This window comes from Cryobacterium psychrotolerans (assembly GCF_900101115.1).
Classification (GTDB): domain Bacteria; phylum Actinomycetota; class Actinomycetes; order Actinomycetales; family Microbacteriaceae; genus Cryobacterium; species Cryobacterium psychrotolerans.
In genome coordinates this window covers 163,099-182,570 of the sequence record NZ_FNFU01000003.1, presented here as the reverse complement: position 1 = coordinate 182,570, position 19,472 = coordinate 163,099, and the positions used below count along the sequence as shown (strand labels likewise).

Sequence of the window (19,472 nt, the reverse complement as noted above, 5' to 3'; positions counted from 1 at the left end):
GTGGTGCGCGCGCGCCCACCGCATTGTGAAAGGTTTTCGTGGACATTCTCCAGGTTGTGTTGCAGGTACTGCTCGGCATTACGAGCCTCCTGCTCACCATGCTCATTCTGTTGCACAAGGGACGAGGGGGCGGGCTGTCCGACATGTTCGGCGGCGGCGTCACTTCGAACCTCGGCGCATCCGGGGTTGCCGAGCGCAACCTCAACCGAATCACCATCATTCTCGGGCTGCTGTGGATTTCCTGCATCGTGGTGCTCGGCCTGATCACCAAGTTCGACACCGGTGCTTAGGCAGATTTTGCACGATCGCAGTCCCCTGGACTGCGGCTATACCGACTAATCAGCACAAGGGGAGAAACATCATGGCATCTGGTGGCAGCGCAATTCGGGGTTCTCGTGTCGGAGCGGGGCCCATGGGGGAGCAGGACCGTGGTTTCCACGCCGACCGCATCAAGGTGTCCTATTGGGACGCCCTCGGCAACGAAACCGTCCGCTACTTCGCGGCCAACCTTCCCGACGAGGAAATCCCCGTCACCATCGACTGCCCGTCCTCCGGCCTGCCGGCCGGCCGCGACAAGGCGAACCCGCCGTCGGTGATCAAGCTCGAGCCGTACAAGACGCACCTGGCCTACGTCAAGGAACGCCGCACCGAAGAGGAAGCGGAGTCGCTCCTCGAGGAGGCGCTCCAGCAGTTGCGCGTGCGCCGTGGCAAGCTGACCGCCACCAACTAGCACCCACCACATACCGCGAACCCGCAGTTGTGCACGTTATGAGGCCCTCATAACACGCACAACTGCGGGTTCGCGGTGTTTTTAGTAGATGGGGGCGATGAGGTTCTCTGGCACCTCGGCCGCGGCCTCACTGTCCACGAAGAAGACCGTGCGCTTGCGTCCCTTGATGCCCGCGACCGGTACCTCGTCGCGGCTCGCCCCGGCCAGCGCCAGCCCGAGGGCGGAGGCCTTGTCCGAGCCGGCCAGGACCAGCCAGACCCGTTCCGACGAGTTCAGGGCGGGGCGGGTGAGGCTCAAACGCTCGGCCGGCGGCTTGGGCGCGTTCAGGATCGGGATGACGCTGGCCTGCGATTCCCGGATGCCGGACTGGTGCGGGAAGAGCGAGGCGACGTGGCCGTCGGGCCCGACGCCGAGGAAGGTGATGTCGAAGCGGGGCAGCGCGGCCCCGGATGGGGCGGCGAGGGCCAGCTCGGCCGCGTAGCGAGCGGCGGCGGCCTCGAGGTCGTCGCCCTCGTCCGAGGCGGGGAACGGGTGCACGTTCTGCTCCGGCACCGAGATGTGATCCAGCAGGGCTTCCCGCGCCTGCAGCTCGTTGCGGTTGGGGTGGCCCTTGGGCACCCAGCGTTCGTCGCCCCACCAGAACGAGACCCGGCCCCAGTCGATCGTGTCCCTGGCCGGCGACGAGTTGATGGCCGCCAGCACGGCGATGCCGACCGAACCGCCGGTCAGCACGACATTCGCAGCATCCTGGTCGTCAAGGATGTCGACGGTCTTCGTGATGAACCGCGCCGCCACCGAAGCCGACAACGACTCCTTGTTGAGGTGGACTAATACGCGCCGTTCATTCGTCACAAGTGTGCTCCGGTCTGTTCTGCGACCACGTCGTCGAGTTGCGGCAGGCCGCGCGTGATCACTTCACCATATAACTCATCCGGGTCGAGGCGTCGCAGCTCATCGGAGAGGCAGTCGCGCAGGCTGCGGCGTTTGAGGGTGAGATCCTGCTGCGGGCGGCCGGGCTGGGTCAGGGTCGCGATTTCCGGAATGTCCCGTTCGAGCGAGATGACGCCGGATGCCCGGGTGAGGTGAACCCCGCGGATTCCGTGGGCCAGCGGGCCCGAGGTGAGCTCGTATTCGACCGGCACCTGCAGCTGCATCTGCAGCCAGGCGGCCAGCAGCGCCGTCGAGGGTGAATCGGCCGCGCCCTCGACCTGGACCGCCGTGATCGCCTCGTACGGCGGCTGGTCGAGCACGGCGGCGAGCTGGGCCCGCCAGAGGGTGAGCCGGGTCCAGGCGAAGTCGGTGTCGCCGGGTCGGTAGCTGGTGCAGAGACGGTGCAGGGCGGCCTGCGGGTCGGCCTGCGCCGACGCATCCGTCACCCGGCGGTACGCGATCCGCCCGAGGGGGGACTCCGCGGGCACGTCGGGGGCCTCTCCCGGCCACCAGGCGACGACGGGCGCGTCCGGCAGGAGCAGACCCATCACGAGGCTCTCCGGGTCGCTGGCGGCATCGCCGTAGGCGCGGAGCACGATGACCTCGCTCGCCCCGGCGTCCCCGCCGACGCGGATCTCGGCGTCGACCCGGGCCGCGACGGCGCTGTGCGTGCCGTCGGATTCCCGGGTGGAGACCACGATGACGCGCATGGGGTGCTCCCGTGAGGCGTCATTGGCCGCCTCGATGGCCTCCTCTTCGTGGCCGAGCGTCGACGCGATGATGAGCGTCAGCACGCGGCCGAGAGCCACGGCGCCGCCCTCTTCCCGGATGCGCACCAGCGCCTTGGAGATCTTGGACGTCGTGGTGTCAGGCAGGTCGACGATCACGGTCGCCTCCACTTCCGGCCGTCGCGAGACAGCAATTCGTCGGCGGAATCGGGACCCCACGTTCCCGGCCGGTACTGCTCCGGCTGGCCCTGTTCGGCCCAGAACTCTTCGATCGGGTCGAGGATCTTCCAGGACAGCTCGACCTCCTCGTGGCGGGGGAACAACGGCGGGTCGCCGAGGAGCACGTCGAGGATGAGACGCTCGTAGGCCTCCGGGCTCGCCTCGGTGAAGGCGTGTCCGTAGCCGAAGTCCATCGTGACGTCGCGCACCTGCATTCCGACGCCGGGAACCTTCGAGCCGAAACGGATGGTGACCCCCTCGTCGGGCTGCACCCGGATGACGAGCGCGTTCTGGCCGAGCGTCGCCGTGTGGCCCTCCTCGAACAGGGACTGCGGGGCGCGTTTGAACACGACGGCGATCTCGGTGACCCGTCGGCCCAGCCGCTTCCCGGCGCGGAGATAAAACGGGACTCCCGACCAGCGCCGGGTTTCGATGGTGAGCCTGAGCGCGGCGTAGGTTTCGGTGAGGGACTCCGGGTTCATCCCGTCTTCGTCGAGGAAGCCGAGGACCTTCTCGCCGCCCTGCCAACCCCCCGAGTACTGCCCGCGGGCGGTGCCGGTGGCGAGGTCGTCGGGCAAACGGACGGAGGCCAGCACCTTCTCCTTCTCGGTGCGGAGGTCTTCCGCCGCAAAGGAGATCGGCTCCTCCATCGCCGTCAGGGCGAGGAGCTGCAGCAGGTGGTTCTGGATCACGTCGCGGGCGGCGCCGATGCCGTCGTAGTAGCCGGCGCGGCCGCCCACTCCGATGTCTTCGGCCATGGTGATCTGCACGTGGTCGACGTAGTTGGCGTTCCAGATCGGTTCGTACAGCTGGTTGGCGAAGCGAAGGGCCAGAATGTTCTGCACCGTTTCCTTGCCCAGGTAGTGGTCGATCCGGAAGACCGAATCGGCCGGGAAGACCGACTCGACGACGTCGTTGAGCTCCCGAGCCGTCTTCAGGTCGCTGCCGAAGGGCTTCTCAATGACGACGCGGCGCCACTGGCCCTCCTTCTGCTCCGCGAGACCAGAGCGACGCAGCTGCTCCGTGACCTGCGGGAACGCCTTCGGCGGGATCGAGAGGTAGAACGCATGGTTGCCCATCGTGCCGCGCTTCTCATCGAGTTCCTGGATGGTCTCCTTGAGCTGTTCGAACGCCGCGTCGTCGTCAAACGTACCCGGCACGAAACGGATGCCCTCGGCCAGCTGCGCCCAGACATCCTCGTGGAACTCGGTGCGCGCATACTGCTTCACGGCGTCGTGCACGACCTGCATGAAATCCTCGTTGTCCCAGTCGCGCCGGGCGAAACCGACGAGCGCGAAGCCCGGCGGCAGCAGCCCCCGATTCGCCAGGTCGTAGACGGCGGGCATGAGTTTCTTCCGCGACAAGTCGCCCGTCACGCCGAAGATGACGAGGCTGCTGGGCCCCGCGATCCGGTTCAGGCGGTAGTCGGACGCTGATCGCAGCGGATTGAACTCCGGGGTGATCTCCACCGGGGACATGCAGCTCCTTTGAGGGACAGGCGTCAGCGCAGGGCGGCGAACAGGGTTGAGATGTTCGCAGCAGGCTGGGTGAGGGTGAGGGTGAGGACCGGGCGACCATGTTCGGCAAGCACGCTCGCGTCACCGCTGGCCTGGGCCTGGATGAGTTCACCGAACGTGAACGGCCGTTCCGGAATGTCGAGGTCCTCGGCCGGGACGGCCAGGATCTGGAGGAACACACCGGTGGCCGGCCCGCCCTTGTGGAACTGGCCCGTGGAGTGCAGGAATCGCGGACCCCAGCCGAAGGTGACCGGCCGCTTGGACAGCCGGGCGAGCAGGTCGCGGACCTCGGCCAGTTCCGGGAGGTCCAGGCGGTTGACGTACGCCTGCACGGCGACATAGCCGTCCGGTCCGAGTTCCTCGAGCAGGGCGTCGACGGCCGAGGCCAGGTCGCTGGCGGCGCCGATGACGTGCGGCGTGCCGCGCACCTCGATGCCGTCGGAGATGAAGGCGGCCGGCTCGGGCTCGGGCCTGGCGTCCAGCAGCCCGCGGCTGGCGATCTTGGCGGACTCCACGTCCGGCTGGTCGAACGGGTTGATGCCCAGCAGCCGTCCGGCGACCACCGTGGCGTATTCCCAGACCAGGAACTGGGCGCCCAGCGTTCCGCTCACCCGGATCTCGCCGCCGCCGTCGTCGGCACCGAAGACCTCGAGGCCGGCGTCGTCGACGAGGCGCACCAGCTGCAGGTCGGGCAGGTTCGCGGACAGCTCGGGCGCGCCCGGTTCGAGCACGACGGGCAGGAGCCCGGTGCCCTTCTTGCCGGTCGATTCCGCGACGAGCTGCTCGATCCAGTCGGGCAGGCCCACGATGTGGGTCCCGTCGGCCAGGAGGGCGAGCTTGTCCCGCAGCGGGCTGGTCGCGGCGATGGCCGCACCGAGCACGAGGCCCGGGTTCTCGGGGGAGTCCACGGCCAGCGCGAGGCTGATCGCGTCGGCTTCGTCCAGGAGCTGACCGATGTCGACCCCGGCCAGGCCGGACGGCACCAGGCCGAACGCCGTGAGGGCCGAGTAGCGTCCGCCGACGGTCGGGTCGGCGGTGAAAACGCGGTAGCCGGCGGCGCGGGCGGATGCCTCCAGCGGCGAGCCGGGATCGGTCACGACGATGATCCGCTCGGCCGGGTCGATGCCGGCCGCGCGGAACGCGCGCTCGAACACCCGGCGCTGGCTGTCGGTTTCGACGGTGGAACCCGACTTGGACGAGACCACGAGGGCCGTGGCTTCGAGGTCGTCGTGCAGTGCGGCAAGAACCTGGCCGGGATCGGTCGAGTCCAGCACGGTGAGGGCCACCCCGGCGGTGCGGGTGATGACCTCGGGCGCCAGCGACGAGCCGCCCATGCCCGCGAGGGCGATCCGGGTGACGCCGTCGGCGCGAAGCGTGTCGCGCAGCGCCAGGATCTCGGCGACGAGCGGACGCGAGACCGCGACCGACTCGGTCCAGCCGAGACGCTTCGACGCCTCATCCTCGGCCTCCGGGCCCCAGAGCGCAGGGTCGAGGGCCGTGATGCTCGACGCGACCAGGTCGTCGACGAGGATGGGCACCGCGGTGCGGACGGCCTCGGCCGCGCCGCCGCTCACCGAAATTCGGAAGCTCACCGGCGGGCCCGGGCGGCCTCGAGCGCGGCCGTGACCGTGTCCAGCAACTCGTTCCAGGACACGATGAACTTGGAGACGCCCTCGGCCTCGAGCACCCGGGTGACGTCGTCGTAGGAGATGCCCTGGGCGGCCAGCGCGTCGAGCACGGCGTTGGCGTCGTCGTAGTTGCCGGTGATCGTGTCCCCGGCGATGACGCCGTGGTCGAACGTCGCGTCGAGGGTCTTCTCCGGCATGGTGTTGACGACCTCGGGCGCGACCAGCTCGGTCACGTAGAGGGTGTCGGGCAGGCTCGGGTCCTTGACGCCGGTCGAGGCCCACAACGGGCGCTGCTTGTTCGCCCCGGCTCCGATGAGCACCCTGGCCCGCTCGCTGTCGAAGGCCTGCTCGTAGACCTGGTAGGCCAGGCGCGCGTTGGCGACGCCGGCCTTGCTCTTGAGGGCGAGCGCCTCGGCCGTGCCGACGGCTTCCAAGCGCTTGTCGATTTCGGTGTCCACGCGCGACACGAAGAACGACGCGACCGAGTGGATGGTGGAGATGTCGATTCCGGCGGCCCGGGCCTTTTCCAGCCCGGTCAGGTAGGCGTTGATGACCTGGCGGTGGCGTTCGAGGCTGAAGATGAGCGTGACGTTGACGCTGATGCCGGCCGCGATGGTCTCCGTGATCGCCTCGAGGCCTTCGATGGTCGCCGGGATCTTGATCAGGGCGTTGGGCCGGTCGACCTTTGCCCAGAGTTGGCGGGCCGCGGCGATGGTTCCGGCCGCGTCGTGGGCGAGGGTCGGCTCGACCTCGATCGAGACCCGGCCGTCGAGACCGTTCGTGCGGTCGTAGACCGGGCGGAACAGGTCGCTGGCCGCGGCGACGTCGTCGGTGGTGATCTCGAAGACGGCGTCGTGAACGCCGGTGCCGGCCGCGGCGAGGAGCGCAACCTGCTCGGTGTACGCCTCGCCCTTGCTCAGGGCGCCGGCGAAGATCGTCGGGTTCGTCGTGACGCCGACGACGTTCTTCTCGGCGATCAGATTCTTCAGTCCGCCGGAGGTGATGCGCTCGCGGGACAGGTCGTCCAGCCAGATGCTGACGCCGGCAGCGGAAAGCTGGGCGAGGGGAGTTGTCTCAGTCATGTTTTTCTCCTGTGATTCAGATGTAGGTTTCGGGGCGCGCTCAGAGCGCTGCGAGGGATTCCCTGGCGGCGGCGACCACGGCATCCGTGGTGATGCCGAATTCGCGGAACAGGGTCTTGTAGTCCGCCGAGGCACCGAAGTGCTCGATGGAGACGCTGCGGCCGCGGTCGCCGACGTACCTGCCCCAGGTCAGCGCGATTCCGGCCTCAACCGATACCCGCGCGGTCACGGACTTCGGCAGCACCGACTCGCGGTATTCGGCGGTCTGCTCCTCGAACCATTCGAGGCTGGGCGCCGACACGACCCGGGCGTTGATGCCGTCGGCCTTGAGCGCCTCGCGGGCGTTGACGGCCAGCTGCACCTCCGAGCCGGTCCCGATCAGGATCACGTCGGGGGTGCCGCCGGGGGCCTCGGCCAGGACGTAGGCGCCCCGGGCCACGTTCGCGGCCGACGCGAAGGTGTCTCCGGATGCGTCGCCGTCGCCGCGCTCGAACACGGGGATGTTCTGGCGGGTCAGCACGATGCCGGCCGGACCGCCTCGACGTTCGAGGATCGTCTTCCAGGCCCAGCTCACCTCGTTGGCGTCGCCCGGACGCACGACGTCGAGGCCCGGAATGGCGCGGAGCGTCGCGAGCTGCTCAATCGGCTGGTGGGTGGGGCCGTCTTCACCGAGAGCGACGGAGTCGTGCGTCCAGACGAAGATCGACGGCGCCTTCATCAGCGCCGCGAGGCGGATCGCCGGGCGCATGTAGTCGCTGAAGATCAGGAAGGTCCCGCCGAACGGGCGAGTGTTGCCGTGCAACACGATGCCGTTCAGGATGGCGGCCATCGCGTGCTCGCGAATGCCGAAGTGCAGCACGCGGCCGTACTTGTTGCCGGTCCACGCGCCGGTGCTGTGCTCGCTCGGAACGAACGACGCGGCGCCCTCGATCGTGGTGTTGTTCGATTCGGCGAGGTCGGCGGAGCCGCCCCAGAGCTCGGGGATGACCGAGCCGAGGGCGCCGAGCACCTTGCCGGATGCGGCCCGGGTGGAGACCTCGGTGCCGGCCGGGAAGACCGGGAGCGCCTCGTCGAGCCCGTCGGGCAGTTCGCCGGTGAGCAGGCGGTCCAGCAGCTGCTTCCGTTCGGGGTTCGCCGCCGACCAGGCGTCGAAGCGCGTGTTCCACTCGGCGTGCTGGTCCGCACCGCGGACGAGGGCCTTGCGGGTGTGCTCGATCACGTCGTCCGCGACCTCGAAGTTCTTGTCCGGGTTGAATCCCAGCACCGTCTTGACACCGGCGAGTTCCTCGGCGCCCAGCGCGGATCCGTGAATCTTGCCGGTGTTCTGCTTCTTCGGGCTGGGCCAGCCGATGATCGTCTTCAGGATGATCAGCGACGGCTGGTCGGTCACGCCCTGGGCCGCCTCGATCGCGGAGTGGAGCTCGGCGACGTCCTCGACGTACGAACCGGTCTTCTTCCAGTCGACGGTCTGCACGTGCCAGTTGTAGGCGGCGTAGCGCGCCGCGACGTCTTCCGTGAACGCGATGTTCGTGTCGTCTTCGATCGAGATCTGGTTGCTGTCGTAGATGGTGATCAGGTTGCCGAGCTGCTGGTGGCCGGCGAGCGAGGATGCCTCGGCGGTGACGCCCTCCTGCAGGTCGCCGTCGCCGGCGATGACATACACGAAGTGGTCGAACGGGCTCGTGCCGTCCGCGGCATCCGGATCGAACAGGCCGCGCTCGAACCGCGCGGAGTAGGCGAAGCCCACGGCGGAGGCCAGGCCCTGCCCGAGCGGGCCGGTCGTGATCTCGACGCCGTCGGTGTGGCCGTATTCCGGGTGGCCGGGAGTCTTCGAGCCCCAGGTGCGGAGCGCCTTGAGGTCATCGAGCTCGAGGCCGTAACCGCCCAGGTAGAGCTGGACGTACTGGGTGAGCGAGCTGTGGCCGGCGGAGAGCACGAAGCGGTCGCGGCCGAGCCAGGCGTTGTCGGCCGGGTCGCGCCGCATGACCTTCTGGAACAGGAGGTATGCTGCCGGGGCCAGGCTCATGGCGGTGCCCGGATGCCCGTTGCCGACCTTCTCCACGGCGTCCGCGGCAAGCAGACGGGCCGTGTCGATGGCCGTGTTGTCGATGGAATTCCACTGCAATGCTGCCACTTTGAAAGGACCCTTCTGGAAGCGACGAGGGCAGGTCGTCACGGACCCGCTCCTGCTGAGGTTGGCGCGCCCGTGGACTTCATCGGCCTCACGCGTGCGCGTGTGGTTCGGCGGGGCCGATCCACGCGGACAATCGCCGTGACTGGCGGGCATGTTCAGTATAGGGATGCGGCATTCCCGTGTGTCGTGGGATGACGGCAGCCCCGGCCGCCGGGCGGGGCGCGGACGCTCCCGCCCGGCCGTCCGGCATGGCCTAGAATTGACCGAGCCAGCAGAACCGTAAGAGGAGCAATGGACGTCGCCGTAGAAACCCGCCGCGAGAGCGGACCGCGCACCATCCGCCGCACCCTGAAGGCATATGTCGCCCTGACCAAGCCTCGGATCATCGAGCTCCTGCTCGTCGTCACCGCGCCCACCATGATCCTGGCGGCCGGCGGCATCCCCAGCCTGTGGCTGGTGCTCGCGACGCTGATCGGTGGCGCGCTGAGCGCCGGTTCGGCCGGCGTGTTCAACTGCTACCTCGACCGTGACATCGACCGGCTGATGAAGCGCACGAAGGATCGGCCGCTGGTGACCGGGGAGGTCAGCGACCGTGAGGCGCTCATCCTCGCCTGGGTGCTGGGCGCGGCCTCCATCGTCTGGCTCTGGGCGTTCACCAACTGGCTGGCTGCGGTGCTCTCGCTGGCGGCCATCCTGCTCTATGTCGTGTTCTACACGATCATCCTCAAGCGCCGCACGGCCCAGAACATCATCTGGGGCGGCGTGGCCGGCTGCATGCCCGTGCTGATCGGCTGGGCCGCCGTGACCGGCGACCTGTCGTGGCCGCCGTTCATCCTGTTCGCGGTGATCTTCCTCTGGACCCCGCCGCACTATTGGCCGCTGTCGATGAAGTACCGCGCCGACTACCAGGCCGCCGGCGTGCCCATGCTCGCCGTGGTGCGCGGGCGCGCCCAGGTCGGCCTGCAGGTCATCCTCTACGCCTGGGCGACGGTCGCCTGCTCTCTGCTGCTCATCCCCGTCGCGGACATGGGCCTGCTCTACGCCTTCGTCGCGCTGGTGACCGGCGGCTGGTTCATCTACGAGACCCACCGCCTCTACAACCTGGCGATCCGGCACGAGCACGTCTCTCCGATGCGCGTCTTCCACGGCTCGATCGCGTACCTCACGCTGCTCTTCGTCGCCGTCGGCGTCGACCCGCTGCTGCCCTTCTAGCCGCCGTCGCTCCGGCCGCGCGCGGGCCAGCGGGAACCGTTAGCTGCGCGCGGTGCCGGCAGCGGATGCCGTGGCCGACGCCGGGGAGGCATCCGTCTCGGCGACAGGGGCCCTCAGGTGCAGGATCAGCGCCGTCATCACCGCGGCGAGGACGCAGGCCAGCACCATGTGGCTGCCGACGAGCACCGGGGGCAGGCCGGTCCGGGCCTGGACCAGCCCGATGATGATCTGCATCGCCTCGATCCCGAGCAGCCCAACGGCCCAGCCGGCGACCGGCAGACCCCGGATGACCGCCGCCGCGAGCAGCGTCACCGTCAGCAGCAGCGTGACGTAGGCCGGCCAGGCATGGAGGTGCTCGAACAGCTCGGCGTCGAATCCGGACCGGACCGCGTCGGAGTCCCCGGAGTGCGGCCCGGATGCGGTGGTGACCACGCCCACCACGATCGTGATCGCCACCACCGCGCTGGTGGCGTGGGCCAGCCGCGCGAACCAGGTCGGCACGACGCGCCGACGCGGTCCGGGCGTCGTCGTCGTGCGGTAGACCAGCACCGTCGCGACACACACCATCAACAACGACACGATGAAGTGCAGGCCGACGATGAACGGGTTCAGGCCGGTGAGCACGGTGACTCCGCCGAGGAGGGCCTGGACGAGCACCCCGAGGGCCAGCACGAGGGCGAGCACGAACAGATCGCGCCGCTCCCGGCGGATGCGCCACAGCAGCACGAAGGTGGCGATCGCGACGAGGCCCACGACGCCCGTCATCAGGCGGTTCGCGAACTCGATCACGCCGTGGACGCCCATCTCCGGCGTCGGTACGAGGGATTGGGCGGTGCAGGTCGGCCAGGTCGGACAGCCCAGCCCCGATGCGGTCAGCCGCACCGCGCCGCCCGTTCCGACGATCACGATCTCGGTGACGAGGCTCAGCCACGCGAAGAAGCGGATGCGCCCGTCAACGCGGGTGGGCAGCCAGGCGGAAATTCGGCTCACGTGGGTCAGCTTTCGGTTTGTCGGCTCATGTGTAAACGCCGGTAGTCACTGGAAATGCCACCCGAACGCTGTAGAATCAGGGTTTCATGGATTCACTCGTGTTGCCCGTAAAGCGGCAAAGCAGCGTGGCGAGGGTCTTGAATATCTTAGGTACGCAACGTAGCCGTCCACACAACCCATTCCCCGACAGGGCCTCCTCTGGAGGCGTGTCCGGGAATGACCGGACTGATATCCGGGTTGTTGTGAATGGGAGAAGAGGTAAAAATGTCTGACGTTCTGCTAGACCGACCCGACCTCGAGGGGATCGGCACTTACGAGTTCGGATGGGCTGACTCCGACGCCGCGGGCGCATCCGCCCGGCGCGGCATTTCGCCTGAAGTCGTCACCGACATCTCGAACATCAAGAGCGAACCCGAGTGGATGCTGAAGCGGCGCCTCAAGGCGCTGGAGCTCTTCGAACGCAAGCCCATGCCCACCTGGGGCGCGGACCTCTCGGGGATCGACTTCGACAACATCAAGTACTTCGTGCGGTCCACGGAGAGGCAGGCCCAGACCTGGGAAGACCTGCCCGACGACATCAAGAACACCTACGAGAAGTTGGGCATCCCGGAGGCCGAGCGCTCACGCCTCGTCTCGGGTGTCGCCGCCCAGTACGAGTCGGAAGTGGTCTACCACCAGATCAACGAGGACCTCGCCGCCCAGGGCGTCATCTTCATGGACACCGACACCGCGCTCAAGGAGCACCCGGAGATCTTCGAGGAGTACTTCGGCACGGTCATTCCCTCCGGCGACAACAAGTTCGCCGCGCTGAACACCGCGGCCTGGTCCGGCGGGTCGTTCGTCTACGTTCCGCCCGGTGTCCACGTCGAGATCCCGCTGCAGGCCTACTTCCGGATCAACACGGAGAACATGGGCCAGTTCGAGCGCACGCTGATCATCGCCGACGAGGGCAGCTACGTGCACTACATCGAGGGGTGCACCGCGCCCATCTATACCTCGGACTCGCTGCACTCCGCCGTGGTGGAGATCATCGTGAAGAAGGACGCCCGCGTCCGCTACACGACGATCCAGAACTGGTCGAACAACGTCTACAACCTGGTCACCAAGCGTGCCACAGCGGCCGCCGGCGCCACCATGGAGTGGATCGACGGCAACATCGGCTCCAAGGTCACCATGAAGTACCCGTCGATCTACCTGATGGGGGAGCACGCCAAGGGCGAGACCCTGTCCGTCGCCTTCGCCGGCCCCGGCCAGCATCAGGATGCCGGCGCCAAGATGATCCACATGGCGCCGTACACGCAGTCCTCCATCGTGTCCAAGTCGGTCGCCCGCGGCGGTGGCCGCTCGGCCTACCGCGGCGAGGTGAAGGTCGACGTGCGCGCGCACCACTCGGCCAACACGGTGCGCTGCGACGCGCTCCTGGTCGACACGAAGTCCCGCTCCGACACCTACCCGGCCATCGACATCCGCGTCGACGACGTGCAGCTCGGGCACGAGGCCACCGTCTCCAAGGTCAGCGAAGAGCAGTTGTTCTACCTGATGAGCCGCGGCATGCCCGAAGACGAGGCCATGGCCATGATCGTGCGCGGTTTCATCGAACCCATCGCCAGGGAACTCCCGATGGAGTACGCCCTTGAACTCAACAAGCTCATTGAAATGGGCATGGAAGGATCCGTCGGTTAGATGTCCGTCGCCTCTGCAAAACTGAATCCCGTTTCACCCGCAATGCCCACAGCCGAACAGCACGGAATCAAGGAACACTCGGACGGCCGGTTCGGCTATGTGCCGGTGCAGACCCGCTCCGCGCGGTTCAAGAGTGTGAACGTCGCCGACTTCGCAGCCGTCACCGGCCGCGAGGCGGTCTGGAAGTTCTCGCCCGTTGCCAGGTTCACTGACCTCACCGCCGGCGAGCTCGACGGGTCGGTCTACGACTACTCCGTCACGGATGCGCCCGGCGTGACCGTCGACTGGGTCGATCGCGGCGACCCCCGGATCGGCACCGCCGGCTTGCCGGAGGAACGTGCCTCGGCCAACGCCTGGACGAGCTTCGAGCGCGCCCTCGCGATCACCGTCACCGGTGAGGACGAGAAGGTTCTCACGCTCACCCGTGAGAACCTCGGCTCCGCTCCGCGGGCGGCCCACACGATCATCGAGGCCAGGCCGTTCAGCCACGCCACCGTCATCCTGCAAAACAGCGGCGACGCCCGGATCACCGAGAACGTCGAGATCATCCTCGGCGACTCGGCGAACCTCACCGTCATCACCGTGCAGGAGTGGAACGCCGACGCGGTCCAGCTGGCCAGCCACTTCGCGACCATCGGACGCGACGCGCGCCTCAAGCACATCGTGGTCTCGCTCGGCGGAAGCATCGTGCGGGTCAACCCGGCCGTGCACCTGGCCGGATCCGGCTCGGACACCGAGCTCCTGGGCCTGTACTTCGCCGACGCCGGCCAGCACCTCGAGCAGCAGGTCTACGTCGACCACATCGCGCCGCACACCCGGAGCCGGGTGACCTACAAGGGCGCACTGCAGGGCAAGGCCGCGCGCACCGTGTGGATCGGCGACGTGCTCATCGGCCCGGGCGCCAGCGGAACCGACAGCTACGAGCAGAACCGCAACCTCGTGCTGAGCGAGGGTACTCGTGCCGACTCCGTGCCGAACCTCGAGATCGAAACCGGCGACATCCTGGGTGCCGGTCACGCCAGCGCCACCGGACGCTTCGACGACGAGCAGTTGTTCTACCTGCAGTCGCGCGGCATCACCGAGGACGAAGCCCGCCGGCTCGTGGTGCGCGGCTTCCTCAGCGAAATCGTGCAGAAGCTCGGATCCAAACCGCTCGAGGATCGGCTGCACGCGGCCATCGAGGCCGAGCTGGCCGTCTCGGAGGGGAACTGACCATGGCGTCCACCCAGATCTGCGCCTTCGACGACCTCGAACCGAACCAGGCCGTCAAGGTCGACATCGACGGCATCCCCATCGCCGTCGTTCGCGACTCTGCCGGCTCGGTGTTCGCGATCGGCGACACCTGCACCCACGGCGACATTTCCCTCTCGGAAGGTTTCGTCGAGGGAGAATCCATCGAGTGCTGGGCGCACGGCTCCCTGTTTTCCCTGAAGACAGGCAAGGCGCTCACCCTCCCGGCCTACGACCCGGTTCCCGTCTACAAGGTCGAACTCGTTGACGGTTTCGTCTTCATCGACCCCGCCGTCATCCTGGCCGTCTAGCCACCCCGACTTGCCGGCGGCAACGCCGGAAAACGAAAGAGAATTCATGTCTGTACTTGAGATAAAAGACCTGCACGTCAGCGTCGAGACCGACCAGGGCACCACGCAGATCCTGCGGGGCGTCAACCTGACCATCAACGAGGGCGAGATCCACGCGATCATGGGCCCCAACGGCTCGGGCAAGTCCACCCTGGCCTACACGATCGCCGGCCACCCGAAGTATCACGTGGAGAGCGGCACGATCCAGCTCGACGGCGAAGACGTCCTCGCCATGACCGTCGACGCCCGCGCCCGCGCCGGCCTCTTCCTCGCGATGCAGTATCCCGTCGAGATCCCCGGGGTGTCGGTCACGAACTTCCTCCGCACCGCCAAGACGGCGATCGACGGGACGGCGCCGCCCATCCGCACCTGGATCAAGGATGTCCGCGAGTCGATGAGCCGGCTGCGGATGGACAAGAGCTTCGCCGAGCGCAACGTCAACGAGGGCTTCTCGGGCGGCGAGAAGAAGCGCAACGAAATCCTGCAGCTCGAACTGCTGAGGCCCAAGTTCGCCGTGCTCGACGAGACCGACTCCGGACTCGACGTCGACGCGCTCAAGATCGTGTCGGAGGGCGTGAACCGGGCCAAGGAGAACACCGGCCTGGGCATCCTGCTGATCACCCACTACACGCGGATCCTGCGCTACATCAAGCCGGACTTCGTGCATGTGTTCGTGAACGGCCGCATCGCCGAGCAGGGCGGTCCCGAGCTGGCCGACCGCCTCGAAGACGAGGGCTACGATCGCTATCTCGTCGACACGAACGTAAACTAGGGGCATGTCTTCCACATTGAGTCCTGCGCGCTTCGATGAAATCGAAGAGGCGCTCAAAGACGTCATGGACCCGGAGCTCGGCATCAATGTCGTCGACCTCGGGCTGATCTACGACCTCGGCTGGGATGACGAGAACGACGCACTCATCATCCACATGACCCTGACCTCGGCCGGCTGCCCGCTGACCGACGTGCTCGAGGAACAGACCGCCGAGGCCCTGGACGGCGTCGTCGACCAGTTCCGGATCAACTGGGTCTGGATGCCGCCGTGGGGTCCCGAAAAGATCACCGACGACGGTCGCGACATGATGCGCGCCCTCGGCTTCTCGGTCTAGCCCGGCGTCACCCGCCCGCCGTTCCTCACGGCCCCGATGCGTTCGCGCATCGGGGCCGTTCTGCGTCCTGGATCGGCCACCGTCGCGGCTGAGGCGCCGAGTGGAATGGGTTTACACCTAGTAGAACGGTACTCTAAGTGTCATGCCAGCACCGTCGACTCCCGCGCAAATCCGCCGATCCGTGCAGGCCACGGCCACTCGAGCGGCGATCACCCTGGCCGCGCACCGATTGATGCTCGAGCGCGGCTATGTCGCCACCTCGATCGGCGCGATCGCCGACGAGGCCGGCGTCGCGGTCCAGACGATCTACAACTCGATCGGCAACAAGGCCGAGGTGCTCTCCGCGGTGCTCGATCTCGCCGCCGCCGGACCGGACGCCCCTGCCCTTCTCCCCGATGTGATGCGCCGGCGGGTGGCCGCCGCCGTGAGCGCACCGGAGATCATCCGGATTCTCGCGGACTGGTTCACCGAGTTGCATGCGCGAACGTCGGGCGTCTTCCGCGTGATCGGCCAGGCCACCGCCGTTGATCCGGAGGTCGCGAAACTCGAACTCCGGCGCGCCGCCGGCCGGCTGCACCATTACGGTGAGGCCGCGTCGGCCCTCCGGGCCCGGCGCGGGCTACGGGCCGGGCTGAGCGACCACGAGGCCGCCGCGGCGATCTGGGCCCTCGGCCACCCGCAGGTGTACGAGTCCTTCGTGACCGACCTCGGCTGGTCGGCCTCGGCCTACCGGGAATGGCTCGGAAAGACCCTCAAAGCCACCCTGTCGTAGCTGTCGGGTACGAGGCGGACGCGGCAAGCAAATATACTGGATAGTTGGCCCGACTGGGCCGGCGACTTTTTACCCCCCTCTGAACGGACTATTGCTGTGCTCAACGTGCAAGATCTCGAGATCCGTGTGGGGGCGCGCGTGCTCATGGAGGACGTCAGCTTCCGCGTTTCCAACGGAGACAAGATCGGCCTCGTCGGTCGAAACGGTGCCGGCAAGACCACGCTGACCAAGACCCTGGCGGGGGAGACCCTGCCCACGAAGGGGCAGATCGAACGCTCCGGCGAGATCGGCTACCTCCCGCAGGACCCGCGCTCCGGCGACCCGGAGATGCTCGCCCGCACCCGCATCCTCGACGCCCGCGGGCTCGGCACCATCTCCCTCGGCATGCTCCAGTCGAGCCTCGACATGGCCAGCGATGACGAGAAGGTCAGCGCCGCGGCCATGCGCACCTACGGCACCCTGACCGACCAGTTCAACGCCCTCGGCGGCTACGCCGCCGAGGCAGAGGCCGCGTCGATCGCCAGCAACCTGAACCTGCCCGACCGCATCCTCGACCAGCAACTCAAGACGCTCTCCGGAGGCCAGCGCCGCCGGATCGAGCTCGCGCGCATCCTCTTCTCCGCGGCCGAGACGATGATCCTCGACGAGCCCACCAACCACCTCGACGCCGATTCCGTCGTCTGGCTGCGCGAGTTCGTGAAGAACTACCGCGGCGGATGCATCATCATCAGCCACGACATCGAACTCGTCGGCGACACGGTCAACCGGGTCTTCTACCTTGACGCCAACCGCATGGCGATCGACATCTACAACATGAACTGGAAGAATTACCAGCGTCAGCGCGAGGCCGACGCCGAGCGCCGCAAGAAGGAACGCGCCAACGCCGAGAAGAAGGCGTCGACGCTGCAAATGCAGGCCGCCAAATTCGGGGCCAAGGCCAGCAAGGCGGCATCCGCCCACCAGATGGTGGCCCGCGCCGAGAAGCTGCTCTCCGGCCTCGATGCCGTGCGCGCCGTCGACCGGGTCGCCAAGCTGCGCTTTCCGGAGCCCGCGCCGTGCGGTCGCACCCCGCTGATGGCGACGAACCTGTCCAAGAGCTACGGCTCCCTGGAGATCTTCGCCGCCGTCGACCTGGCCATCGACCGCGGGTCGAAGGTCGTCATCCTCGGCCTCAACGGCGCCGGCAAGACGACCCTGCTGCGCATGCTCGCCGGCGTCGACAAGCCCGACACCGGTCAGATCGAACCCGGCCACGGCCTGCGGATCGGCTACTACGCCCAGGAACACGAGACCATCGACATCAAGCGCAGCGTGCTCGAGAACATGGTTTCCTCCTCGCCCAGCATCACCGAGATGGAAGCCCGCAAGGTGCTCGGCTCCTTCCTGTTCACCGGCGACGACTCGCACAAGGCGGCCGGGGTTCTCTCCGGCGGCGAGAAGACCCGGCTCGCGCTGGCCATGATCGTCGTCTCCGGCGCCAACGTGCTGCTCCTCGACGAGCCCACGAACAACCTGGACCCGGCCAGCCGCGCCGAGATCCTGGACGCGCTGGCCAACTACGCCGGCGCTGTGGTCCTGGTCAGCCACGACGAGGGCGCTGTCGAGTCTCTCAACCCCGAGCGGGTGTTGATCATGCCCGACGGTGTCGAGGACCACTGGAACAAGGACTACCTGGACCTGATCACCCTCGCCTGATCCCGCTCGCCTGATCACCCTCGGATGGGCGGTCAGGCGGGTTCAGCCCAGGTCAGAGCGGTGAGTGCGTGCCGTCGAGGAGGGCATCCTCGATCTCCCCGTCGCCGCGCGGCTTCGCTGCCTCGCGACGGGCGCGTGTCTTCGCGCGTTCCCGCTCGGCCGGGTCGTCGATGTTGACCGTGCGGAACTCCTGGCGGGCGGCCCAGCCCAGACCGAGGAATCCGAGCAGGGCGAAGACGAACCACTGCAGGGCGTAGGACAGGTGCGGACCCTCGTCCCGGATCGGGCGCACCACCGCGGTCGGGCGCTCGGCGGCGGGTGGGTCCTCGGTGTCCAGCAGCCCGTAGGCGCCAGTGTACGTGGGCGCGTCCAGCCGCTCCGCGACGTCGTCGAGGTTGATCGTGGCGATCTGGTCGCCGCTGGCCGTGCGCCCGGTCAGGGTCGGCTCGCCGGCCTTGAGCCGGGCGACGACCGTGACCTGGCCGACGGGAGGCTCGGGCACGGCGTCGGGGGCATCCTGGTTCTGCCCGGTCGGCAGCCAGCCGCGGTTGACGACGAAGACGGTCCCATCGTCCTGCCGGAGCGGCGTGAGCACCTCGAATCCCGGGTTGATGTTCAGTGGACGGTTGCGCACGAGCAGCTGGTCTTCGACGAGATAGGTGCCCGTGACGGTCACCGGGAGCCATTTCTGCGTCTCCGCGAACGAGTCGAGGTCCGGCAACGCATCGGCCAGGGGCACGGGCGAGGCATCGTAGTTCGCATCGATCTTGGAGATCTCGGTGAGCGCCTCGGCCCGGCGTGCGAACTGCCAGACACCCAGCCCGCTCGACACGAGAGCAAAAACGATCGTCAGGGCGAGATAGCCCGCCCAGCGCCGGCTGAGCAGGAAGGACCAGCCGCTCACTCCGCACCCGCCTCCGGCTGCCGGGCGACGGCCGGCGCTTCGACAGTCAACGGGTCGGCAGCCAACGGGTCGGCGGTCAACGGCTCGACCGTGAGCGGAAAGTCACGCGCGGCCAGGAACTCGCGCAGGTAGTCGACGTGCTCGTCGCAGGCGAGCCAGGTCTTGACCCGGCCGGCGGCGTGGATGCGGGGGTTGCGCCAGTCCAGGCGCCAGGTCGCCCCGGTCCGGCATCCGGCCCGGGAACAGCTGGTCTGTTCAGGGGGCGTGCCGAACCCGATCATTTGCCGTCCTCGGGGCGGTCGCGTGTGAAGACCTCGACTCCGCCCGGGCGCAGCACCTGTGAGCCCCGCGGATCGGCGTGGACGTTGGCAATGACAACGGCGATGTACGGCAGCACGATCGCGCCGACGGCGCAGACCAGCAGCCACCAGCCCTGCACGAAGAACATCAGGACGATGCAGACGATCCGGATGCCCATGGTGATCGAGTACTTGACCATGCGGCTTCGCCGCTCTTCCTCAGGGGAGAGGGGCAGTGAGGTGATCGACTGCTGTTTCATGGA

The 19,472-nt window shown here is 67.8% G+C and carries 20 protein-coding genes; 10 read left to right on the top strand and 10 right to left on the bottom strand.

The window, feature by feature from the left end:
• Positions 1-38: 38 nt before the first annotated feature.
• Together secG and BLQ39_RS04210 are read left to right on the top strand one after the other, a co-directional pair.
• Complete coding sequence (gene secG, locus BLQ39_RS04215; RefSeq protein WP_092321987.1) at positions 39-290, top strand: preprotein translocase subunit SecG; 252 nt, start codon at positions 39-41, stop codon at positions 288-290.
• Between the two features lie 71 nt (positions 291-361).
• A complete protein-coding gene (locus tag BLQ39_RS04210; RefSeq protein WP_092321986.1) occupies positions 362-730 on the top strand; it encodes an RNA polymerase-binding protein RbpA in 369 nt (122 codons plus the stop codon).
• 81 nt (positions 731-811) lie between these two features.
• On the opposite strand, the gene pgl is transcribed toward BLQ39_RS04210, so the two are convergent.
• From pgl to tkt, 6 genes are read right to left on the bottom strand one after another with little or no spacing between them, the layout of a single operon-like run.
• Positions 812-1,582 (bottom strand): 6-phosphogluconolactonase, encoded by a 771-nt coding sequence (gene pgl, locus BLQ39_RS04205; RefSeq protein WP_092321984.1) that lies wholly within the window; start codon positions 1,580-1,582, stop codon positions 812-814.
• On the bottom strand, positions 1,579-2,547 hold the full coding sequence (locus BLQ39_RS04200) for a glucose-6-phosphate dehydrogenase assembly protein OpcA (protein WP_092322123.1): 969 nt from the start codon (positions 2,545-2,547) through the stop codon (positions 1,579-1,581). Before BLQ39_RS04200 ends, pgl begins: the two co-directional genes overlap by 4 nt.
• Positions 2,544-4,085, bottom strand: a complete 1,542-nt coding sequence (zwf, locus tag BLQ39_RS04195; protein ID WP_092321983.1) for a glucose-6-phosphate dehydrogenase — start codon at positions 4,083-4,085, stop codon at positions 2,544-2,546. Before zwf ends, BLQ39_RS04200 begins: the two co-directional genes overlap by 4 nt.
• Positions 4,086-4,108: 23 nt before the next feature.
• A complete protein-coding gene (locus tag BLQ39_RS04190; protein ID WP_092321981.1) occupies positions 4,109-5,716 on the bottom strand; it encodes a phosphoglucose isomerase-related protein in 1,608 nt (535 codons plus the stop codon).
• Entirely contained in the window at positions 5,713-6,834 is a 1,122-nt protein-coding gene (gene tal / locus BLQ39_RS04185) for a transaldolase (protein ID WP_092321980.1), read from the bottom strand. The genes BLQ39_RS04190 and tal overlap by 4 nt, the downstream gene beginning before the upstream one ends.
• Positions 6,835-6,874: 40 nt before the next feature.
• Positions 6,875-8,968, bottom strand: a complete 2,094-nt coding sequence (gene tkt / locus BLQ39_RS04180; RefSeq protein ID WP_092321978.1) for a transketolase — start codon at positions 8,966-8,968, stop codon at positions 6,875-6,877.
• A gap of 291 nt (positions 8,969-9,259) precedes the next feature.
• On the opposite strand from tkt, the gene BLQ39_RS04175 reads away from it, so the two are divergent.
• Complete coding sequence (locus BLQ39_RS04175; RefSeq protein ID WP_092321977.1) at positions 9,260-10,180, top strand: heme o synthase; 921 nt, start codon at positions 9,260-9,262, stop codon at positions 10,178-10,180.
• Positions 10,181-10,219: 39 nt separating this feature from the next.
• Here BLQ39_RS04175 and BLQ39_RS04170 read toward each other — a convergent pair whose 3' ends face one another.
• On the bottom strand, positions 10,220-11,170 hold the full coding sequence (locus tag BLQ39_RS04170) for a COX15/CtaA family protein (RefSeq protein WP_092321975.1): 951 nt from the start codon (positions 11,168-11,170) through the stop codon (positions 10,220-10,222).
• Positions 11,171-11,434: 264 nt separating this feature from the next.
• On the opposite strand from BLQ39_RS04170, the gene sufB reads away from it, so the two are divergent.
• The 7 genes from sufB to BLQ39_RS04135 all read left to right on the top strand — a co-directional run bounded on the left by sufB (position 11,435) and on the right by BLQ39_RS04135 (position 18,006).
• On the top strand, positions 11,435-12,853 hold the full coding sequence (gene sufB, locus BLQ39_RS04165; protein WP_092321974.1) for a Fe-S cluster assembly protein SufB: 1,419 nt from the start codon (positions 11,435-11,437) through the stop codon (positions 12,851-12,853).
• Between the two features lie 42 nt (positions 12,854-12,895).
• Positions 12,896-14,065, top strand: a complete 1,170-nt coding sequence (sufD, locus tag BLQ39_RS04160; RefSeq protein WP_092321972.1) for a Fe-S cluster assembly protein SufD — start codon at positions 12,896-12,898, stop codon at positions 14,063-14,065.
• Between the two features lie 2 nt (positions 14,066-14,067).
• Complete coding sequence (locus tag BLQ39_RS04155) at positions 14,068-14,394, top strand: non-heme iron oxygenase ferredoxin subunit (RefSeq protein ID WP_092321971.1); 327 nt, start codon at positions 14,068-14,070, stop codon at positions 14,392-14,394.
• A 46-nt stretch (positions 14,395-14,440) separates the two neighbouring features.
• Positions 14,441-15,205 (top strand): Fe-S cluster assembly ATPase SufC, encoded by a 765-nt coding sequence (gene sufC, locus BLQ39_RS04150; protein ID WP_092321969.1) that lies wholly within the window; start codon positions 14,441-14,443, stop codon positions 15,203-15,205.
• Between the two features lie 4 nt (positions 15,206-15,209).
• On the top strand, positions 15,210-15,539 hold the full coding sequence (locus BLQ39_RS04145) for a metal-sulfur cluster assembly factor (RefSeq protein WP_092321968.1): 330 nt from the start codon (positions 15,210-15,212) through the stop codon (positions 15,537-15,539).
• Between the two features lie 142 nt (positions 15,540-15,681).
• Positions 15,682-16,311, top strand: a complete 630-nt coding sequence (locus tag BLQ39_RS04140) for a TetR/AcrR family transcriptional regulator (RefSeq protein WP_092321966.1) — start codon at positions 15,682-15,684, stop codon at positions 16,309-16,311.
• A gap of 96 nt (positions 16,312-16,407) precedes the next feature.
• Positions 16,408-18,006, top strand: coding sequence for an ABC-F family ATP-binding cassette domain-containing protein (locus tag BLQ39_RS04135; RefSeq protein WP_092321965.1), 1,599 nt, complete (start codon positions 16,408-16,410; stop codon positions 18,004-18,006).
• A 52-nt stretch (positions 18,007-18,058) separates the two neighbouring features.
• Here the strand turns inward: BLQ39_RS04135 and BLQ39_RS04130 are convergent, their stop codons facing one another.
• From BLQ39_RS04130 to BLQ39_RS04120, 3 genes are read right to left on the bottom strand one after another with little or no spacing between them, the layout of a single operon-like run.
• Positions 18,059-18,910, bottom strand: a complete 852-nt coding sequence (locus BLQ39_RS04130) for an SURF1 family cytochrome oxidase biogenesis protein (RefSeq protein ID WP_092321963.1) — start codon at positions 18,908-18,910, stop codon at positions 18,059-18,061.
• Positions 18,907-19,191 carry a hypothetical protein gene (locus tag BLQ39_RS04125; RefSeq protein ID WP_241982805.1) on the bottom strand — a complete coding sequence of 95 codons (285 nt, stop codon included), beginning with the start codon at positions 19,189-19,191 and terminating at the stop codon, positions 18,907-18,909. Before BLQ39_RS04125 ends, BLQ39_RS04130 begins: the two co-directional genes overlap by 4 nt.
• Complete coding sequence (locus BLQ39_RS04120) at positions 19,188-19,469, bottom strand: DUF3099 domain-containing protein (protein WP_092322122.1); 282 nt, start codon at positions 19,467-19,469, stop codon at positions 19,188-19,190. The genes BLQ39_RS04125 and BLQ39_RS04120 overlap by 4 nt, the downstream gene beginning before the upstream one ends.
• Between the last annotated feature and the right edge of the window lie 3 nt (positions 19,470-19,472).

Bases quoted from the DNA above. Each gene is read 5' to 3' on its own strand.
- BLQ39_RS04210 (WP_092321986.1), top strand. From the start codon at position 362: ATGGCATCTGGTGGCAGCGCAATTCGGGGTTCTCGTGTCGGAGCGGGG.
- zwf (WP_092321983.1), bottom strand. From the start codon at position 4,085: ATGTCCCCGGTGGAGATCACCCCGGAGTTCAATCCGCTGCGATCAGCG.
- tal (WP_092321980.1), bottom strand. From the start codon at position 6,834: ATGACTGAGACAACTCCCCTCGCCCAGCTTTCCGCTGCCGGCGTCAGC.
- BLQ39_RS04175 (WP_092321977.1), top strand. From the start codon at position 9,260: ATGGACGTCGCCGTAGAAACCCGCCGCGAGAGCGGACCGCGCACCATC.
- sufB (WP_092321974.1), top strand. From the start codon at position 11,435: ATGTCTGACGTTCTGCTAGACCGACCCGACCTCGAGGGGATCGGCACT.
- sufD (WP_092321972.1), top strand. From the start codon at position 12,896: ATGCCCACAGCCGAACAGCACGGAATCAAGGAACACTCGGACGGCCGG.
- BLQ39_RS04155 (WP_092321971.1), top strand. From the start codon at position 14,068: ATGGCGTCCACCCAGATCTGCGCCTTCGACGACCTCGAACCGAACCAG.
- sufC (WP_092321969.1), top strand. From the start codon at position 14,441: ATGTCTGTACTTGAGATAAAAGACCTGCACGTCAGCGTCGAGACCGAC.
- BLQ39_RS04145 (WP_092321968.1), top strand. From the start codon at position 15,210: ATGTCTTCCACATTGAGTCCTGCGCGCTTCGATGAAATCGAAGAGGCG.
- BLQ39_RS04140 (WP_092321966.1), top strand. From the start codon at position 15,682: ATGCCAGCACCGTCGACTCCCGCGCAAATCCGCCGATCCGTGCAGGCC.
- BLQ39_RS04125 (WP_241982805.1), bottom strand. From the start codon at position 19,191: ATGATCGGGTTCGGCACGCCCCCTGAACAGACCAGCTGTTCCCGGGCC.
- BLQ39_RS04120 (WP_092322122.1), bottom strand. From the start codon at position 19,469: ATGAAACAGCAGTCGATCACCTCACTGCCCCTCTCCCCTGAGGAAGAG.